General features: G+C 64.2%; 14 protein-coding genes. 9 read left to right on the plus strand and 5 right to left on the minus strand.

Annotated elements, in window-relative coordinates:
* Positions 1-136 precede the first annotated feature (136 nt).
* The 7 genes from ACWPN3_RS23885 (at position 137) to ACWPN3_RS23915 (ending at position 6,504) form a co-directional block, all read left to right on the plus strand.
* Positions 137-388 (plus strand): DUF6489 family protein, encoded by a 252-nt coding sequence (locus tag ACWPN3_RS23885; protein ID WP_014249167.1) that lies wholly within the window; start codon positions 137-139, stop codon positions 386-388.
* Positions 385-759 (plus strand): (2Fe-2S) ferredoxin domain-containing protein, encoded by a 375-nt coding sequence (locus tag ACWPN3_RS23890; RefSeq protein ID WP_247872788.1) that lies wholly within the window; start codon positions 385-387, stop codon positions 757-759. The genes ACWPN3_RS23885 and ACWPN3_RS23890 overlap by 4 nt, the downstream gene beginning before the upstream one ends.
* A 10-nt stretch (positions 760-769) precedes the next feature.
* On the plus strand, positions 770-2,101 hold the full coding sequence (mnmE, locus tag ACWPN3_RS23895) for a tRNA uridine-5-carboxymethylaminomethyl(34) synthesis GTPase MnmE (RefSeq protein WP_109096027.1): 1,332 nt from the start codon (positions 770-772) through the stop codon (positions 2,099-2,101).
* A gap of 128 nt (positions 2,102-2,229) precedes the next feature.
* Entirely contained in the window at positions 2,230-4,125 is a 1,896-nt protein-coding gene (gene mnmG / locus ACWPN3_RS23900; protein WP_492241360.1) for a tRNA uridine-5-carboxymethylaminomethyl(34) synthesis enzyme MnmG, read from the plus strand.
* Positions 4,122-4,736, plus strand: coding sequence for a 16S rRNA (guanine(527)-N(7))-methyltransferase RsmG (rsmG, locus tag ACWPN3_RS23905; protein ID WP_492241361.1), 615 nt, complete (start codon positions 4,122-4,124; stop codon positions 4,734-4,736). The genes mnmG and rsmG overlap by 4 nt, the downstream gene beginning before the upstream one ends.
* A gap of 62 nt (positions 4,737-4,798) precedes the next feature.
* Positions 4,799-5,596 (plus strand): ParA family protein, encoded by a 798-nt coding sequence (locus tag ACWPN3_RS23910; protein ID WP_063635622.1) that lies wholly within the window; start codon positions 4,799-4,801, stop codon positions 5,594-5,596.
* Positions 5,593-6,504 carry a ParB/RepB/Spo0J family partition protein gene (locus ACWPN3_RS23915; protein WP_098740884.1) on the plus strand — a complete coding sequence of 304 codons (912 nt, stop codon included), beginning with the start codon at positions 5,593-5,595 and terminating at the stop codon, positions 6,502-6,504. The genes ACWPN3_RS23910 and ACWPN3_RS23915 overlap by 4 nt, the downstream gene beginning before the upstream one ends.
* A gap of 28 nt (positions 6,505-6,532) precedes the next feature.
* Here ACWPN3_RS23915 and ACWPN3_RS23920 read toward each other — a convergent pair whose 3' ends face one another.
* From ACWPN3_RS23920 to rdgB, 3 genes are read right to left on the minus strand one after another with little or no spacing between them, the layout of a single operon-like run.
* Complete coding sequence (locus tag ACWPN3_RS23920) at positions 6,533-7,027, minus strand: dihydrofolate reductase (RefSeq protein WP_109096024.1); 495 nt, start codon at positions 7,025-7,027, stop codon at positions 6,533-6,535.
* A 33-nt stretch (positions 7,028-7,060) separates the two neighbouring features.
* Entirely contained in the window at positions 7,061-8,230 is a 1,170-nt protein-coding gene (gene hemW / locus ACWPN3_RS23925) for a radical SAM family heme chaperone HemW (protein WP_492241362.1), read from the minus strand.
* Positions 8,218-8,820 (minus strand): RdgB/HAM1 family non-canonical purine NTP pyrophosphatase, encoded by a 603-nt coding sequence (rdgB, locus tag ACWPN3_RS23930; protein WP_492241363.1) that lies wholly within the window; start codon positions 8,818-8,820, stop codon positions 8,218-8,220. The genes hemW and rdgB overlap by 13 nt, the downstream gene beginning before the upstream one ends.
* Before the next feature lie 137 nt (positions 8,821-8,957).
* Between rdgB and ACWPN3_RS23935 the strand changes: the two genes are divergently transcribed.
* Positions 8,958-10,856 (plus strand): hypothetical protein, encoded by a 1,899-nt coding sequence (locus ACWPN3_RS23935; RefSeq protein WP_492261781.1) that lies wholly within the window; start codon positions 8,958-8,960, stop codon positions 10,854-10,856.
* Positions 10,857-10,861: 5 nt separating this feature from the next.
* Here the strand turns inward: ACWPN3_RS23935 and rph are convergent, their stop codons facing one another.
* Entirely contained in the window at positions 10,862-11,578 is a 717-nt protein-coding gene (gene rph / locus ACWPN3_RS23940; protein WP_492261782.1) for a ribonuclease PH, read from the minus strand.
* 39 nt (positions 11,579-11,617) lie between these two features.
* Positions 11,618-12,937, minus strand: coding sequence for an MFS transporter (locus ACWPN3_RS23945; protein ID WP_199237484.1), 1,320 nt, complete (start codon positions 12,935-12,937; stop codon positions 11,618-11,620).
* A 308-nt stretch (positions 12,938-13,245) separates the two neighbouring features.
* Between ACWPN3_RS23945 and ACWPN3_RS23950 the strand changes: the two genes are divergently transcribed.
* Positions 13,246-15,510 (plus strand): NADP-dependent malic enzyme, encoded by a 2,265-nt coding sequence (locus tag ACWPN3_RS23950; RefSeq protein WP_492239768.1) that lies wholly within the window; start codon positions 13,246-13,248, stop codon positions 15,508-15,510.
* The last annotated feature ends 50 nt before the right edge of the window (positions 15,511-15,560 follow it).

Below are 15,560 nucleotides of genomic sequence, written 5' to 3' on the forward strand. Positions count from 1 at the left end.
GGTGGCGTTGCGCCAGTGCATCCTATCTGTATAGTGGGGCATGAGCCGCCGCGGCGCTCAACCCCAAAATCAACAAGGGCCATTGGCCGGACAGCTCCCTCCACGGGTGCCGGCTCCGGCTCTGGAGGGGGTCCCCATGAAAATCACCGTCGACATCGACTGCACCCCGGACGAGGCCCGGCACTTCCTCGGCCTGCCCGACGTGAAGCCGATGCAGGATGCCATGATGCACGAGATCCAGGAACGGATGCGTGCCAACCTCCAGGCGATGGACCCGGAGACCATGCTCAAGACCTGGCTGCCCGCCGGCATCCAGGGCATGGAGCAGATGCAGAAGATGTTTTGGTCCCAGATGGCCTCGGCCCTGGGCCAGGAAGGAAGAAAGTGACCGACCGTCCCATTGAGTCCCAGAAGCCTTACTTCGAAGCCCATGTCTTCTGCTGCACCAACCGCCGGCCCGACGGCCACCGGCGCGGATCCTGCGCCGCCCACGGGTCGGAGAAGCTGCGCGACTATATGAAGGCCCGCGCCCGCGAACTCGGCTTCGACGGCAAGGTGCGGATCAATTCCGCCGGCTGTCTCGACCGCTGCGAGCTGGGACCGACGCTGGTGATCTATCCGGACGGCGTCTGGTACACCTACCGCAGCACCGGTGACGTCGACGAAATCCTCCAGACCCATCTGGTCGAAGGCCGCCGGGTCGAGCGGCTGATGCTGACGCCGGAGCAGCGCGAACTGCGGCCCGAGCAGCAGGGCTGATCCTCCGCCGATGTCCACCGACACCATCTACGCGCTCGCCACCGCCCCCGGACGATCCGGTGTGGCGGTGGTTCGCATTTCGGGGCCCGGGGCCGGATCCGCCCTCGCCGTCCTGACCGGCCGCTCCCTGCCCGCGCCGCGCCGCGCCGTGCTGACCAAGCTGCGCGATCCGAAGAGCGGCGATGCGCTCGACGACGCACTGGTCCTGCGCTTCAGCGCTCCCGCCAGCTTCACCGGCGAGGATGTGGTTGAACTGCATCTGCATGGCGGCCGCGCCGTCGTCACCGGCGTGACCGAGGCGCTGGCCACCCTGCCCGGCCTGCGGCTGGCCGAGCCCGGCGAGTTCACCCGCCGCGCCTTCGAGAACGGCAAGCTCGACCTGACGGAGGCCGAGGCGGTCGCCGACCTGATCGACGCCGAGACCACCGCGCAGCGCCGGCAGGCCTTGCGGCAGATGGAGGGCGCGCTCGGCAAGCTCTATGACGGCTGGCGGGAGCGGTTGACCCGTGCCCTCGCCCACATCGAGGCCGACATCGACTTCGCCGAGGACGACCTGCCCGGCGGCGTCGCCGACGCCGTCCGTCCGGTGATCGCCGGTCTGGCCGGGGAGATCGCCAGCCATCTCGATGACGGCGGCCGTGGCGAGCGTCTGCGCGAAGGGCTGCACATCGCCATCGTCGGCGCGCCCAATGCCGGCAAGTCGAGCCTGCTGAACGCGCTGGCCCGCCGGGACGCCGCCATCGTCTCCGCCCGCGCCGGCACCACCCGCGACATCATCGAGGTGCATCTCGACCTCGGCGGTTATCCCGTCGTGCTGGCCGACACCGCCGGGCTGCGGGAGGCCGCCGCCGACGAGGTCGAGGAGGAAGGCATCCGCCGTGCCCGGGACCGCGCCGCCCGCGCTGACGTGAAGGTCGCGGTGTTCGATGCCGCCACCCTGCCCGATCTCGACCCGGCGACGCTGGACCTGATCGACCGCGATACGGTGGTGGTCTTCAACAAGACGGATCTTGCTGCCGTCACCGATCTGCGCCCGGATCTGTCGCCGATCCTGGTCTCCGCCCAGACCGGTGCCGGGCTGAAGTCGTTGGAAGAGAAGTTGACGGAGTTCAGCGCCGACCGGCTTGCCATCGGCAGCGCGCCGTCGCTGACCCGTGCCCGTCATCGCGCCGCGCTGACCGAGTGCCGGGAGTCTTTGCTGCGGGCGTTGGACGCGCCGCTGCCCGAACTGGCGGCGGAGGATGTGCGTCTCGCCAGCCGGGCGCTGGGGCGCATCACCGGGCGCGTCGATGTCGAGGATTTGCTGGACGTGATCTTCCGGGACTTCTGCATCGGCAAATGAGGATGGCCAACGGCCGCGTGTTTCACGTGAAACAGGGCTGACCTGCGGCACTTGTCCCTGTCCGCCTCCCTGCCTGCCTCCCCGCCTTCCTCTTGGATCCGTGCCGCCGTTCCGCTATGGTCCCGCACATGCGAAGCTATGATGTCATCGTTGTCGGCGGCGGTCACGCCGGCTGTGAGGCTGCCGCGGCGGCAGCGCGCATGGGTGCGCGCACGCTCCTGCTGACCCACAAGGTCGAAACCATCGGCGAGATGTCCTGCAATCCCGCCATCGGCGGCTTGGCCAAGGGCCATCTGGTGCGGGAGATCGATGCGCTGGACGGGGTGATGGCGAAGGCCATCGACCGCGGAGGCATCCAGTTCCGCATCCTGAACCGTAGCAAGGGCCCCGCCGTCCGCGGCCCGCGCGCCCAGGCCGACCGCAAGCTTTACCGGCAGGCGATGCAGGCTTTGCTGGCCGAGCAGGAAAACCTGTTCATCGAGGCCGGCGGCGCCGAGGACCTGATCGTCGACGAGGAGAAGCGCATCGTCGGCGTCGTCACCGGTGCCGGCGAGTCCATCCGCGCCGGCGCCGTGGTGCTGACCACTGGCACCTTCCTGCGCGGCCTGATCCACATCGGTGAGGAGCGCACCCCCGCCGGCCGTGTCGACGAGGCGCCGTCCATCGGCCTGTCCGACACGCTGGCCCGTCTCGGCTTCCCGCTCGGCCGTCTGAAGACCGGCACCCCGCCGCGGCTCGACGGGCGCACCATCGATTGGGACGCGCTGGAGAAGCAGCCCGGCGACATGCCGCCGCCGCCCTTCTCCTACATGACCGAGCGGATCGACACGCCGCAGATCGATTGCGCGATCACCTGGACGACGCATGAGGCCCATGCGCTGATCCGCGCCAACCTGCACCGCGCCCCGATGTATTCCGGCCAGATCACCGGCACCGGTCCGCGTTATTGCCCCTCCATCGAGGACAAGGTCGTCCGCTTCGCCGAGAAGGAGAAGCACCAGATCTTCCTCGAACCGGAAGGGCTGGACGATCCCACCGTCTACCCGAACGGCATTTCGACCTCCCTGCCCCGCGACGTGCAGCTCGGCATCCTCGCCAGCATGCCGGGGCTGGAGAAGGTGGTGTTGATCCGCCCCGGCTACGCCATCGAATACGACTATGTCGATCCGCGCGAGCTGAAGCCAACTCTGGAGACCCGCCGGGCGCCGCGCCTGTTCCTAGCCGGACAGATCAACGGCACCACCGGCTATGAGGAAGCGGCGGCCCAGGGGCTGATGGCCGGCATCAACGCGGCGCTGGCGGCGGGCGGCAATGCGGACGGCTTCGTGCTCGACCGGGCCGACGCCTATATCGGCGTGCTGATCGACGACCTGATCGGCCGGGGCACCAACGAGCCCTACCGCATGTTCACCTCGCGTGCCGAATACCGGCTGCTGCTGCGCGCCGACAATGCCGACCAGCGTCTGACCGCCAAGGGCGTCGCCATCGGCTGCGTCGGCTCCGAGCGCCGCGATGTCTTTGCCGCCAAGAGCGCCGCCCTGTCCGCCGGGCGTGCCCTGGTCGCGTCGCTGCAGGCGACGCCGGTCGAGCTGTCCCGCCAGGGCGTCGCGGTCAATCAGGATGGCGTGCGCCGCAGCGCCGCCGACCTGCTGCGCTATCCCGACATCGACCTCGCCACTCTCGCCCGCCTGTGGCCGGAGCTTGGCGGGATCGCGCCCGAGATCGCCGAGCAGCTGGAGATCGACGGCAAATATGCCGGCTATCTCGGCCGGCAGGAGGCCGATATCCGCGCCTTCCGCAAGGACGAGTCCCTCGCCCTGCCCGACGATCTCGATGTCGATGGCATCGGCAGCCTGTCCGCCGAAATCCGGCAGAAGCTGCGCCAGTCACGTCCGGCGACGCTGGGTGCCGCCGCGCGCATTCCCGGCATGACCCCGGCGGCTCTGGTCGCCCTGCTGCGCCATGTGAAGCGCCGCGATGCGGGGTCGTCCGAAATTGACGCCTCCGGGGTGGCCGCGGAATGAGCGGGTTCGATGCGGTTGCATTTCAGGAGGCCACCGGTGTTTCACGTGAAACGCTCGACCGCCTGATCGCGTATGACGGTCTGCTGCGCAAGTGGCAGCCGAAGATCAATCTCGTCGGCCCCTCCACCCTGCCGGACACCTGGAAGCGCCATTTCCTCGACTCCGCCCAGCTCTACCCTTTGCTGCCGGACGGTGTGCAGGTGCTGGTCGATCTCGGCAGCGGTGCCGGCTTCCCCGGTCTGGTGCTCTCCATTCTCGGCGTGCCGCAGGTGCATCTGATCGAGAGCGACGTGCGCAAATGCGCCTTCCTGCGCGAGGTCGCCCGGGTCTGCGAAGCTCCGGTCACCGTCCACACCAAGCGGATCGAAACCGTCACCGGCATCGAGGCCGATGTCGTCACCGCCCGCGCCCTGGCGCCGTTGGCCGACCTGTTCGGCTGGGCCCATCCCTTCATCGGATCGCGCGGCAAGTGCCTGTTCCTGAAGGGCGCGGCACTGGACGACGAATTGACCGCTGCAACGCAATATTGGACACTGGTTCCTGAGCGATTCGACAGCCGCACCGATCCGAGCGGGACCATCCTGCGTGTGAGCCATCTTGAGCGTGCGTGAAGACCGTGCCTGACACCGTTCCCCCGCCCTCTTCCCGCCAACCGGACTCCCGAGAGGCTGCCATGTCTGCCGTCACCCGTCCCCTTGCCCGCGTGGTTGCGATTGCCAACCAGAAGGGCGGCGTGGGCAAGACCACGACGACGATCAACCTCGCCACCGCGCTCGCCGTCATCGGCAAGCGGGTGCTGGTGATCGACCTCGACCCGCAGGGCAACGCATCCACCGGTCTCGGCATCCCCCGCTCCGACCGCCGCGTCGGCATCTACGACGTGCTGTTCGACGACGTGTCGCTGGAGGAGGCCGCCACTCCCTCCTCCGTGCCTAACCTGTCGATCATCACCTCGTCGGTCGATCTGTCGGGTGCCGAGATCGAGCTGGTCGGCGCCGAGCGCCGCGAGTTCCGCCTGCGCGAGGCCGTCGCCAACAGCGCGCTGGAATACGATTACGTCCTGATCGACTGCCCGCCGGCGCTGGGATTGCTGACGCTGAACGCGCTGGTCGCGTCGCATGCGGTGATGGTCCCGCTCCAGTGCGAGTTCTATGCGCTGGAAGGTCTCAGCCATCTGGTCCGCACCATCGAGCGGGTGAAGCGCGCCTTCAACCCCAACCTCGACATCCACGGCGTCGTGCTGACCATGTTCGACAAGCGCAACAACCTGTCGGACATGGTCGCGGCGGATGTCCGCGGCTTCTTCGGGGAGAAGGTGTACGACACCGTGATCCCGCGCAACGTCAAGGTCTCGGAGGCGCCGTCCCACGGCAAGCCGGTGCTGATCTACGACATGCGCTGCCCCGGATCTCAGGCCTACATCCATCTGGCGGGCGAGGTGCTTCGCCGTGAGAAGAGACTGACCGCATGATCGACGACACCAAACAAGGCGGCGCCCGCCGCGCCAGCCTGGGCCGCGGCCTGTCCGCGCTGTTCGGCGAAGCGACCGAGGATTACTCGGCGCTCGACAAGGTGCGGCAGTCCAAGCAGGTGCCGATCGAGTTCGTCCATCCCGGCAAGTACCAGCCGCGGCGGAAGTTCGACGACGAGGCGATCCAGGGCCTCGTCGAGTCCATCCGCGACAAGGGCATCCTCCAGCCGCTGCTGGTCCGCCGCGACGCCGAGGACGCTAATTCCTATGAGCTGATCGCCGGCGAACGCCGCTGGCGCGCGGCGCAGATCGCCGGCCTGCACGAGGTGCCGGTCATCATCCGCGATCTCAGCGACCGCGAGGCGCTGGAAATCGCGCTGATCGAGAACATCCAGCGCCAGGATCTGACCCCTCTGGAAGAGGCGGAAGGCTATCGCCGCCTGATGGAGGAGTTCGAGCACACGCAGGAGGATCTGGCCCGCGCCGTCGGCAAGAGCCGCAGCCATGTCGCCAACATGATGCGCCTGCTGGCCTTGCCGGAGCCGGTCAAGTCGATGGTGCAGGACGGCGCGCTGACCGCCGGCCATGCCCGTGCCCTGCTGACCGCCCCGGATCCGGCCGCCGTCGCCCGCGAGGTGGTCACCCGCGGCCTGAACGTGCGCCAGACCGAAGACCTGATGCGCGGCGACCAGCCCAAGGCGAAGAAGGGCAAGGCCGCGGCCGGCGGAGCTGGATCGGCGCCTGCAATGAAGGACGTCGACCTGATCAATCTGGAGGAGGAGATCTCCGCCCGCATCGGCTTGAAGGTCGCCATCAACCCGCAGGGACAGCGCGGGACGATCACCATCCACTACCAGACGCTCGACCAGCTGGACGATGTGCTGCACCGGCTGGGCGGGGAAGAGTAACGGGGCTTTGTCGGGGGTGTTCGCGCCCCTACCCCCTCTCCTTCGCGAAGTCGATGTAGCGGTAGATCAGCCCGTTCTCTTCCATGGGCGCGCTCGACCACACCTCGGCCCAGTCCGTTCCGATCGGCGGCATCAGCGTGTCGCCCTCGATGGCGCTTTCGATGCGGGTCAGGTGCAGGCTGTCGGCGATCGGCATCGTCTCGCGGAACAGGGCGGCGCCGCCGATGACGCAGAGTTCGGCGGCGCCGGACTCCTGCGCCCACGACACCGCCGCACCCAGCCCGTTGAACCAGCGGGCGCCGTCCTTTTCGCCAACTTCGGCTTGGCGGCTGATCACCAGATTGTCCCGGCCGGGAAGCGGACGGCGCGGCAGCGACTCCCAGGTCTTCCGGCCCATCAGGATCGGCTTGCCCATCGTCAGGTCCTTGAACCGGCGCAGGTCGCTGGGTAGGGTCCAGGGAAGCCGGCCGTCGCGGCCGATCACGTCGTTCGTTGCGGCGGCGACGATCAGAGTGATGAGCATGCCATGCCCTTTCCCCGGTGGAGCTGAGCGATTTTACGCCAGAATTGCGCCGAGCACCGCGTTCAGACGCTGTAGCCCCTCCGGTGTGGCAACCAGACGGTCGGCATCGCGAGCGAGGAAACCGCCGTCGATCAGACGGGACATGGCCGCCGGATCGACGAAATCGTCCAAAGTCCGTCCGGTCTCCTCCGCCAGACGGGCAAGCCGCACGCCTTCGGTCAGGCGCAGCCCCATCATCATCAGCTCGGTCCCGCGGGCGTCGCGGTCGATGGGGTCGGGAGCGGCGGCGCCATGACCGTCGCGCTCCACCCGCTCCAGCCAAATCTCCGGGGCGCGGTGGGCGCGGGTGGCGAATTTCCCGCCGTCAAGCGTCAGCCGGCCATGGGCACCGGGACCGATGCCGACATAGTCGCCATAGCGCCAGTAGGTCAGATTGTGGCGGCTTTCCTCACCCGGACGGGCATGGTTGGAAATCTCGTAGGCCGGCAGCCCGGCCGCCGTCAGCTGGCTCTGCGTCGCCTCATAGAGATCGCCGGCCAGATCCTCGTCGGGCAGCACCAGATCGCCGCGGGCATGGAGCGGATAGAAGGCCGTGCCCTGCTCGATGGTCAGCTGATAGACCGACAGGTGGCCGACCGCGTAGTCCAGCGCCCGCGCCAGCTCCGCCTGCCAGGCCGCCACCGTCTGGCCGGGACGGGCATAGATCAGGTCGAAGGAGAAGCGGTCGAAAATCCGCGCTGCCAGGTCTATGGCGCCGGTCGCCTCCGCCGCGTTGTGCTCGCGGCCGAGGAACTTCAGGCTGGCGTCGTCCAGCGCCTGGATGCCCAGCGAGACGCGGTCGATCCCGGCGCTGCGGAAGGCGCGGAACTTGTCGGCCTCGACTGAGGTCGGGTTGGCCTCCAGCGTCACCTCCAACCGCTCGGCGACCGTCCAGCGCTGGGCCACACGGTCGACGATGGCGGCGACGGTGGCGGGCTCCATCAGCGACGGGGTGCCGCCGCCGAAGAAGATCGAGGTGACGGTGCGCCCGGCTGTCAGGTCGGCGTAATGGTCCAGCTCGCGCAGCAGCCCGGCCCGCCAGCGGTCATGATCGACCCGCTCGCGGACATGGCTGTTGAAATCGCAGTAGGGGCACTTCGACTTGCAGAAGGGCCAATGGACGTAGACGGCAAAACCGGGATCAGAACCGCTCACCGGAAGCACCGCTCCACCAGCTGGCGGAAGGCGTCGGCGCGGTGGCTCATCTCATGCTTCTTCGCCGGGTCCATCTCGCCGAAGGTCAGCCCGTGCCCGTCGGGCAGGAACATCGGGTCGTAGCCGAAGCCATGCGGCCCGCGCGGCGGCCACACCAGCGTGCCATAGCAGCGGCCCTCCACACTCTCGACATGGCCGTCCGGCCAGGCGAGCGACAGGGCACAGACGAAATAGGCGCTGCGGTCGGACTTGCCGGCCAGACCGTCCTCGACCTTTTGCATCGCCATGGCGAAGTCCTTGGACGGGCCGGCCCAGCGGGCGGAGTAGATGCCGGGATCGCCGTTCAGCGCCGGCACCACCAGCCCGCTGTCGTCGGCGAGCGCCACATGGCCGGCGGCGGCGGCGGCCTTGGCCTTCAGCTCCGCATTGGCGATGAAGGTCGTGCCGGTTTCCTCAGGCTCGGGCAGGCCCAGCTCCCCGGCCGCGGTGAAGGTGGCGACATAGGGGCCGAGCAACTCGGCGATCTCGCGCACCTTGCCCTTGTTGTGGCTGGCGATGACGAGGGTGTCGCCTTGAAAAATTCGAGGCATAGATTTCATTACGGTGTTTCCTTCGCGTCCACTGTTTAGCGCTCGGTGAGTGGAAGGTCCATAAGGAAACGTTCTATTCTGGACCCTTTGCCTGGGCTCTTGTATATAAAACAGTCTATTCCCTTTGAAGTATGGAGTTTGTTCATATGAGCAACTTTAAATTACTTGATACAGATAGAGTTCGCTCTTTAGATGAAATCGAGAATAATCTTGATGAATGGAGAGCGTACAATGATTTATTTGATCATTTTACCAAGGATTTTGACGAAATTTTTAGCTCCGATTATAATAACAACCGTGTAATAGATGAGCTATATGTAGAGAGATTTGATGGAAGCAAAGATCAATCATTTGAAGATAAAATGGTAAATCTTCTGTTTTTCGATCACAATCTACCCGAGGGAAAGATTTACGTACTAACTGGAGATGTTGGTACAGGAAAAACAACTTTTATAAAATACCTATGCGAGAAAAAAATTAGAGTGAGGCATAATAAGAGCTTTCTTTGTGTCTATATGGATATGTTTTCCTCGATGATATCAGAGTCTACACCATTCTCAGATGTAGAAAAGAACTTCCTAGAAAAGTTGAAAAATCAAATCTGGTCGTCTTCACATTCAAAATTCAGTGGTCCTCTAGATTTTTCTAAATTTTACTTAAACCAGAATGGCATACATAATGTATCTATTCAGGACATTATTAATATGTCGGAGTCGATAAACCGTATGTCGCTCTCAAACTTGTTAAGCTTTGTGCTTACCAATTGTGGTTTTACTCACGTTGTTTTTGTTGTAGACAATATCGATGAGGGGAACTTTCACAAGAAAATGGCAGGTGGTGAATTCGCTAGGTATTTGAAAGGATTGTGCAGTGAGACTGTTTGTACTGCAAAGACATGCATAATTCTTCCAGTCAGAACTTACACTAGAAACGAGTTTTTTTCTACCGATCACTATTTTACTAAGAAGATGCCTCAACCTCCAGCAAGTGCCATAATCTCCAAAAGAGTTTATGCAATGCGAAATAGGTTCTCGCATTATATAAAGAACAAGTCTCATAGCATCGAGATTTATGAGCAAGACAAGCATGGACAAAAGAGATTTGTAACAGCAAAGAGCGTCAGAATTTCCCCAGAAACTGCTCATGCTTTTCTGATGGAAGTGTTAAAGATCCTTGATCTTACGCAGGAGAGACCAGCCCGATATATGCTACTTTGTATATCAAACAAAAACATGAAAATATTAATGAAGATAGTTTATTACCTATTTCACTCATGTAAACTCAATTACCTGCCAATATTCCAGTTGGTGTTTGGTGGTACGAGGGCGGTTGATAAAACATCACATGGAGATGAAAGCATATTCCCAATTCATCTTATAATAGAGTGCTTGATGGCCATACATTACCCCTTTTACGACAAAGATGCATCACCTATCGCAAATATATTTAATGCAGACATATCAACTAACGTTAATGATTATAGAAACACACTTATCATTCCAAGGATCATGTTCTTCTTGAAGCGCAGACCGTCTGCAGAATATGAAGAAATGACCAAGGAATTCAATGCAATCGGATATGATACCTTCTCAATCCGTCAGGCTTTGAATGTCTTGCTTAAGTATGGGTTGGTAGAAATTGATGTTGGTTATATTGTCGAGCACGTAAGAGAGAAATCGAAGATAAAATTATCAATGTCAGGAGATTTTTATGTCAATTGTATATTTACGCAAGTTAGATATCTAGAACTGATAGTTGTTGATGTAGTAATGCCTAAAAGGTATATCATTCCCATAAACGAGATCTATCCCGCTAAGCACGCTGATAGCAAGCATCCTGCAGCAGTAGTAAAGAGCAAGGTTAGACAAGCAGTAAAAAACTTTCTTATGTTTCTCAGATTAGAGGAAGAAAGGGAATGGGAGGTGATTGAGAAAAGGTCCCGACTGGATAGGCTGAATTTTATGGCAAAATTTGGACCTCCGGGTGGGCAGCCAACGTCAATCGCTGACTGCCTCACCCAAGCTATATCAAGGCAGTGGAACTGATAGGGTCATATCTGAAGAACCTGCTTCTGCAACGCCACCAGCTCGGTGACACCCTTGCGGGCGAGCGTCAGCAGTTCCATGAACTGCGGCTCGGAGAAGGGGGTTTCCTCGGCGGTGCCCTGGATTTCGACGATGCCGGCCTTGCCGGTCAGGACGAAGTTGGCATCGGCCTGCGCCTTGGAGTCCTCGTCGTAATCGAGGTCGAGCACGGCGTTGCCCTGGTAGAGGCCGCAAGAGACGGCGGCGACCTGATCGGTCAGCGGCATGGTCTTCAAGGCACCGATCTGCATCAGGTGCTGGAAGGCCAGATGGAGGGCGACATAGCTGCCGGTGATGGCGGCGGTGCGGGTGCCGCCGTCGGCCTGGATCACGTCGCAGTCGATCTTGATCTGCTTCTCGCCCATCGCCGAGCGGTCGGTGACGGCGCGCAGCGCGCGGCCGATCAGACGCTGGATTTCCTGGGTGCGGCCGGACTGCTTGCCCTTCGCCGCCTCACGGTCGCTGCGGCTGTGGGTGGAGCGCGGCAGCATGCCGTATTCGGCGGTGACCCAGCCCAGCCCGGTGTTCTTCAGGAAGCGCGGCACCGTCTCGTCGACGCTGGCGGTGCACAGCACATGCGTGTTGCCGAAACGCACCATGCAGGACCCCTCGGCATAACGGCTGAAGCCGGGTTCGAGGGAGACGGTGCGCAGTTGGTCGAAGGCGCGGCCGGAGGGGCGCATGGGCATCATTCCGAAGGTCGTTTGCAGATCGGCGGCAAGCTAACGGCTCCGCCCCGCCCCGTCCAGTACGGCGTCCGCCGCCACCGGTACAGGTGCCGGCATGACGGCGGCTGTCGGCGCCGGGGCGCGCGTCGCCCGCTCCAGCCACAGGGTCAGCATGGGAATGGCAAGCCCGATGGCGATGGAGACCATGGCCATGGTCGAGACATGCTCCAGCCGGCCGTCGGGCGCGTTGGTCAGGATCTCCGCCGACAGGAAGGCGCCGAAGGCCGAGCTGAGATGCTGGACCGCCGACACCAGCGCCATGAAGCCGGCGCGCTCCTGCGGGTCGGGCACGCGGGAGAAGGCGGCGCCGTTGGCGACCATGCGGACGCCGACGAAGGTCATGAAGAAGGGGAACAGCCCCAGCACCGGCATCCAGGGACGGTAGCCGATGAAGGCGGTGAAGATCACGACGCTCAACCCCACGGTCGCCGCGAAAGTGATGGCGCTGGAGCCGTGGCGGTCGACCAGACGGCCGGCCCAGCGCGAGGCGAAGAAGCTCAGCGCGCCGCCGGTCATGTAGACCAGGCTCAGATGGTCGCGCGGGAAGCCCAGATTGCCCTGCACATAGGCGGCGATGTTGGGGACGATCATGAATTGCTGGACCTGCACCAGTGCCACGGTGGCGTAGGCCAGCCAGACCTTGCGGCGGGACAGCAGCGCCGTCATCCGCACCCACGCGCCGGTCTTCACCCCCGCCCCTGCCCCGGCGGCCAGATGGCCGCGCTGCGGCGGCAGGATGGCGATGGCGGCGACGGCGACGACCAGCCCGGCGGCGGCCACCGCGAAGAATGGCAGGCGCCAGCCGCCATAGAGCGCCAGCTCCAACCCGACCGGCACCCCGGCGATGGCCGACAGCGAGAAGGCCGACATCACGGCCCCCATCGCCTGTCCGCGCCGCTGCGGCGCCACCTGGTCGGTCAGCGTGGCGATGGCGACCGCGACGGCAGGACCGCCGAACAGCCCGGCCAGCACGCGGGCCGCCAGCAGCGACGGGAAGTCCCAGGCCAAGCCGCCGAGTGCGGTGGAGACGATCAGCCCGGCCATCGCCACGGCAAGCGCCCTGCGGCGGTCGAAGCGGTCGAGCAGCATCGAGCCGATCAGCCCGGCCACCGCGGCGGCGGCGGTGTAGCTGCCGCCGATATAGCCGATGTGTGCCGCCGGAATGCCAAGCGCCCGCGCGAAGTCGGGGCCGAGCGGCATCACCATCATGAAATCCAGGATGTTGATGAACTGCACCGCCGCGATGACCAGCGTGATGCGGCGTTCGTCGGGCGTCAAAGCGGTGGGCGCCGCAGGGCGTGTGGCCTGGGACAAGATGGAGGCTCCGGCAGAGGCGGAAAAGCGCGGATCGCGGGACCGCCCCCGATGGTAACAGCCACCGCCCGGCCATCCCAAACGCCATGGTCATGCAAGGCGAGCGCAGCAGATAGGACGCAATACCAACTGAATGTGTCTTCAATCGTCAAAAAAATGCATGATTCGTACAAAAAGCGGGCTTTGGAGGCTTGGCGAGTTGCGCGTGCCGCGTGTACCATCGCGGCCCCACCGTCGGCAGCGCACCGCCCAGAAGGGCATCAATGAAGACCGACGGGCTATGCACTCCGTTGAGGAACACGACATCCATGTCCGACACCAAGCGCGTCACCGACGAAGAGGCCCTGCTGCTGCATTCGAGCGGCCGGCCCGGCAAGCTGGAAATCACCCCGACCAAGCCGCTGACCACCCAACGCGATCTGGCGCTGGCCTATTCCCCCGGCGTCGCCGCCCCCTGCCTGCGCATCGCCGAAGACCCGTCGCTCGCCTACGACTACACGGCCAAGGGCAACATCGTCGCCATCATTTCCAACGGCACGGCGGTGCTGGGGCTGGGCGACCTGGGTGCGCTCGCCGGCAAGCCGGTGATGGAAGGCAAGGCGGTGCTGTTCAAGCGCTTCGCCGACGTCGACGGCATCGACCTCGAGGTCGACACCCGCGACGTGGACGAATTCGTCAACTGCGTGCGCTTCCTCGGCCCCAGCTTCGGCGGCATCAACCTGGAAGACATCAAGGCGCCCGACTGCTTCATCATCGAGGAGCGGCTGCGCGAACTGCTGGACATCCCGGTCTTCCACGACGACCAGCACGGCACCGCGATCATCGCCGCCGCCGGCCTGATCAACGCCTGCGACATCACCGGCCGCAAGGTCGAGGACGTGAAGATGGTGGTGAACGGCGCCGGTGCGGCGGGCATCGCCTGCGCCGAGCTGTTCTGCACGATGGGTGTTTCACGTGAAAACATCATCCTGTGCGACACCAAGGGCGTGGTCTACCGCGGCCGCACCAACGGCATGAACCAGTGGAAGTCGTCCTTCGCCGTCGACACCGACAAGCGCACGCTGGAAGAGGCGGTTGCCGGCTCCGACGTGTTCGTCGGCCTGTCGGCCAAGGGGGCGATGACGCCGGAGATGGTCAAGTCGATGGCGGCCAAGCCGATCATCTTCGCGCTGGCCAACCCTGATCCGGAGATCACGCCGGAGGAGGTCAAGGCGGTGCGCGGCGACGCCATCGTGGCGACCGGCCGCTCCGACTATCCGAACCAGGTCAACAACGTCCTGGGCTTCCCCTATCTGTTCCGCGGCGCGCTCGACGTCCGCGCCACCACCATCAACGAGGCGATGAAGGTCGCCGCCGCCAAGGCGCTGGCCGCACTGGCGCGCGAGGACGTGCCGGACGAGGTCGATGCCGCCTATTCCGGTCGCCGGCTGCGCTACGGCCCGGACTACATCATCCCGGTGCCGTTCGATCCGCGCCTGATCGTCACGGTTCCGGCCGCCGTCGCCCAGGCGGCGATGGAAAGCGGGGTGGCGCGCAAGCCGATCCTCGACCTGACCAGCTACAAGCACAGCCTGCGCACCCGCCTGGACCCGACCGCCGACAGCCTGGAGCTGATCCTGGAGAAGGTGCGGACCAACCCGCGCCGCGTCGTCTTCGCCGAGGGCGAGGAGGAGCGGACGATCCGCGCCGCCATGGCCTTCCGCGCCCACGGCTACGGCACGCCGGTGCTGATCGGCCGGGAGGAGGTCATCCGGGAACAGCTGACGGCGATGGGGCAGCCCAACGTCCAGTTCGAGATCCACAACGCCCGCCTGTCGGACGCCAACCGCCGCTATGCCGACCACCTTTACCGCCGCCTGCAGCGCAAGGGCGCGCTGCTGCGCGACTGCCAGCGGATGGTCAACCAGGACCGCAACGTCTTCGCCGCCTGCATGGTGGCGCAGGGCGACGCCCATGCCATGGTGACCGGCCTGACCCGCAGCTTCGGCGTCGCCTACGAGGAAATCCGCCGCGTCATCGATCCCAAGGCGAGCGGGCCGGTGTTCGGCCTGCACCTGTCGATCACCCGCAACCGCACCGTCTTCATCGCCGACACCACCGTCCATGTCCGTCCCGACGGCAAGACGCTGGCCGACATCGCCATCGGGGCTGCGGCCAAGGCCCGGCAGATGGGGCACGAGCCGCGGATCGCGATGCTGTCCTTCTCCAACTTCGGCCAGACGCCGCATCCGAACACCGATCCGCTGCGGGAAGCCCTGTCGATCCTCGACAGCCGCCGGGTCGATTTCGAGTATGACGGCGAGATGTCGGCCGACGTGGCGCTGGATTACCAGCTGATGAAGCGGGTCTACCCGTTCTGCCGGCTGTCCGGTCCGGCCAACGTGCTGATCATGCCCGGCCTGCATTCGGCCAACATCTCGGCCAAGCTGCTGAACAAGATGGCCGGCGGCCAGATGATCGGCCCGCTGCTGATCGGCTTGGACAAGCCGGCGCAGATCGTCACCATGGGCGCCTCGGTCAACGACATCGTCACCGCCGCAGCATTGGCGGCGCATGACTCGCTGCCGTGGTGAGGTGAGGTAGGACGCCTCTTCTTCCGCCGCGGTGGAGGACACCCCCCTCT

This window comes from Azospirillum sp. UENF 111221, from assembly GCF_058780625.1.

Excerpts from the sequence above, each read along its gene's own strand:
- ACWPN3_RS23935 (WP_492261781.1), top strand. The coding sequence starts at position 8,958 with ATGAGCAACTTTAAATTACTTGATACAGATAGAGTTCGCTCTTTAGAT.
- ACWPN3_RS23885 (WP_014249167.1), top strand. The coding sequence starts at position 137 with ATGAAAATCACCGTCGACATCGACTGCACCCCGGACGAGGCCCGGCAC.
- rdgB (WP_492241363.1), bottom strand. The coding sequence starts at position 8,820 with ATGAAATCTATGCCTCGAATTTTTCAAGGCGACACCCTCGTCATCGCC.
- ACWPN3_RS23910 (WP_063635622.1), top strand. The coding sequence starts at position 4,799 with ATGTCTGCCGTCACCCGTCCCCTTGCCCGCGTGGTTGCGATTGCCAAC.
- mnmE (WP_109096027.1), top strand. The coding sequence starts at position 770 with ATGTCCACCGACACCATCTACGCGCTCGCCACCGCCCCCGGACGATCC.
- ACWPN3_RS23920 (WP_109096024.1), bottom strand. The coding sequence starts at position 7,027 with ATGCTCATCACTCTGATCGTCGCCGCCGCAACGAACGACGTGATCGGC.
- ACWPN3_RS23915 (WP_098740884.1), top strand. The coding sequence starts at position 5,593 with ATGATCGACGACACCAAACAAGGCGGCGCCCGCCGCGCCAGCCTGGGC.
- rph (WP_492261782.1), bottom strand. The coding sequence starts at position 11,578 with ATGCGCCCCTCCGGCCGCGCCTTCGACCAACTGCGCACCGTCTCCCTC.
- ACWPN3_RS23950 (WP_492239768.1), top strand. The coding sequence starts at position 13,246 with ATGTCCGACACCAAGCGCGTCACCGACGAAGAGGCCCTGCTGCTGCAT.
- mnmG (WP_492241360.1), top strand. The coding sequence starts at position 2,230 with ATGCGAAGCTATGATGTCATCGTTGTCGGCGGCGGTCACGCCGGCTGT.
- rsmG (WP_492241361.1), top strand. The coding sequence starts at position 4,122 with ATGAGCGGGTTCGATGCGGTTGCATTTCAGGAGGCCACCGGTGTTTCA.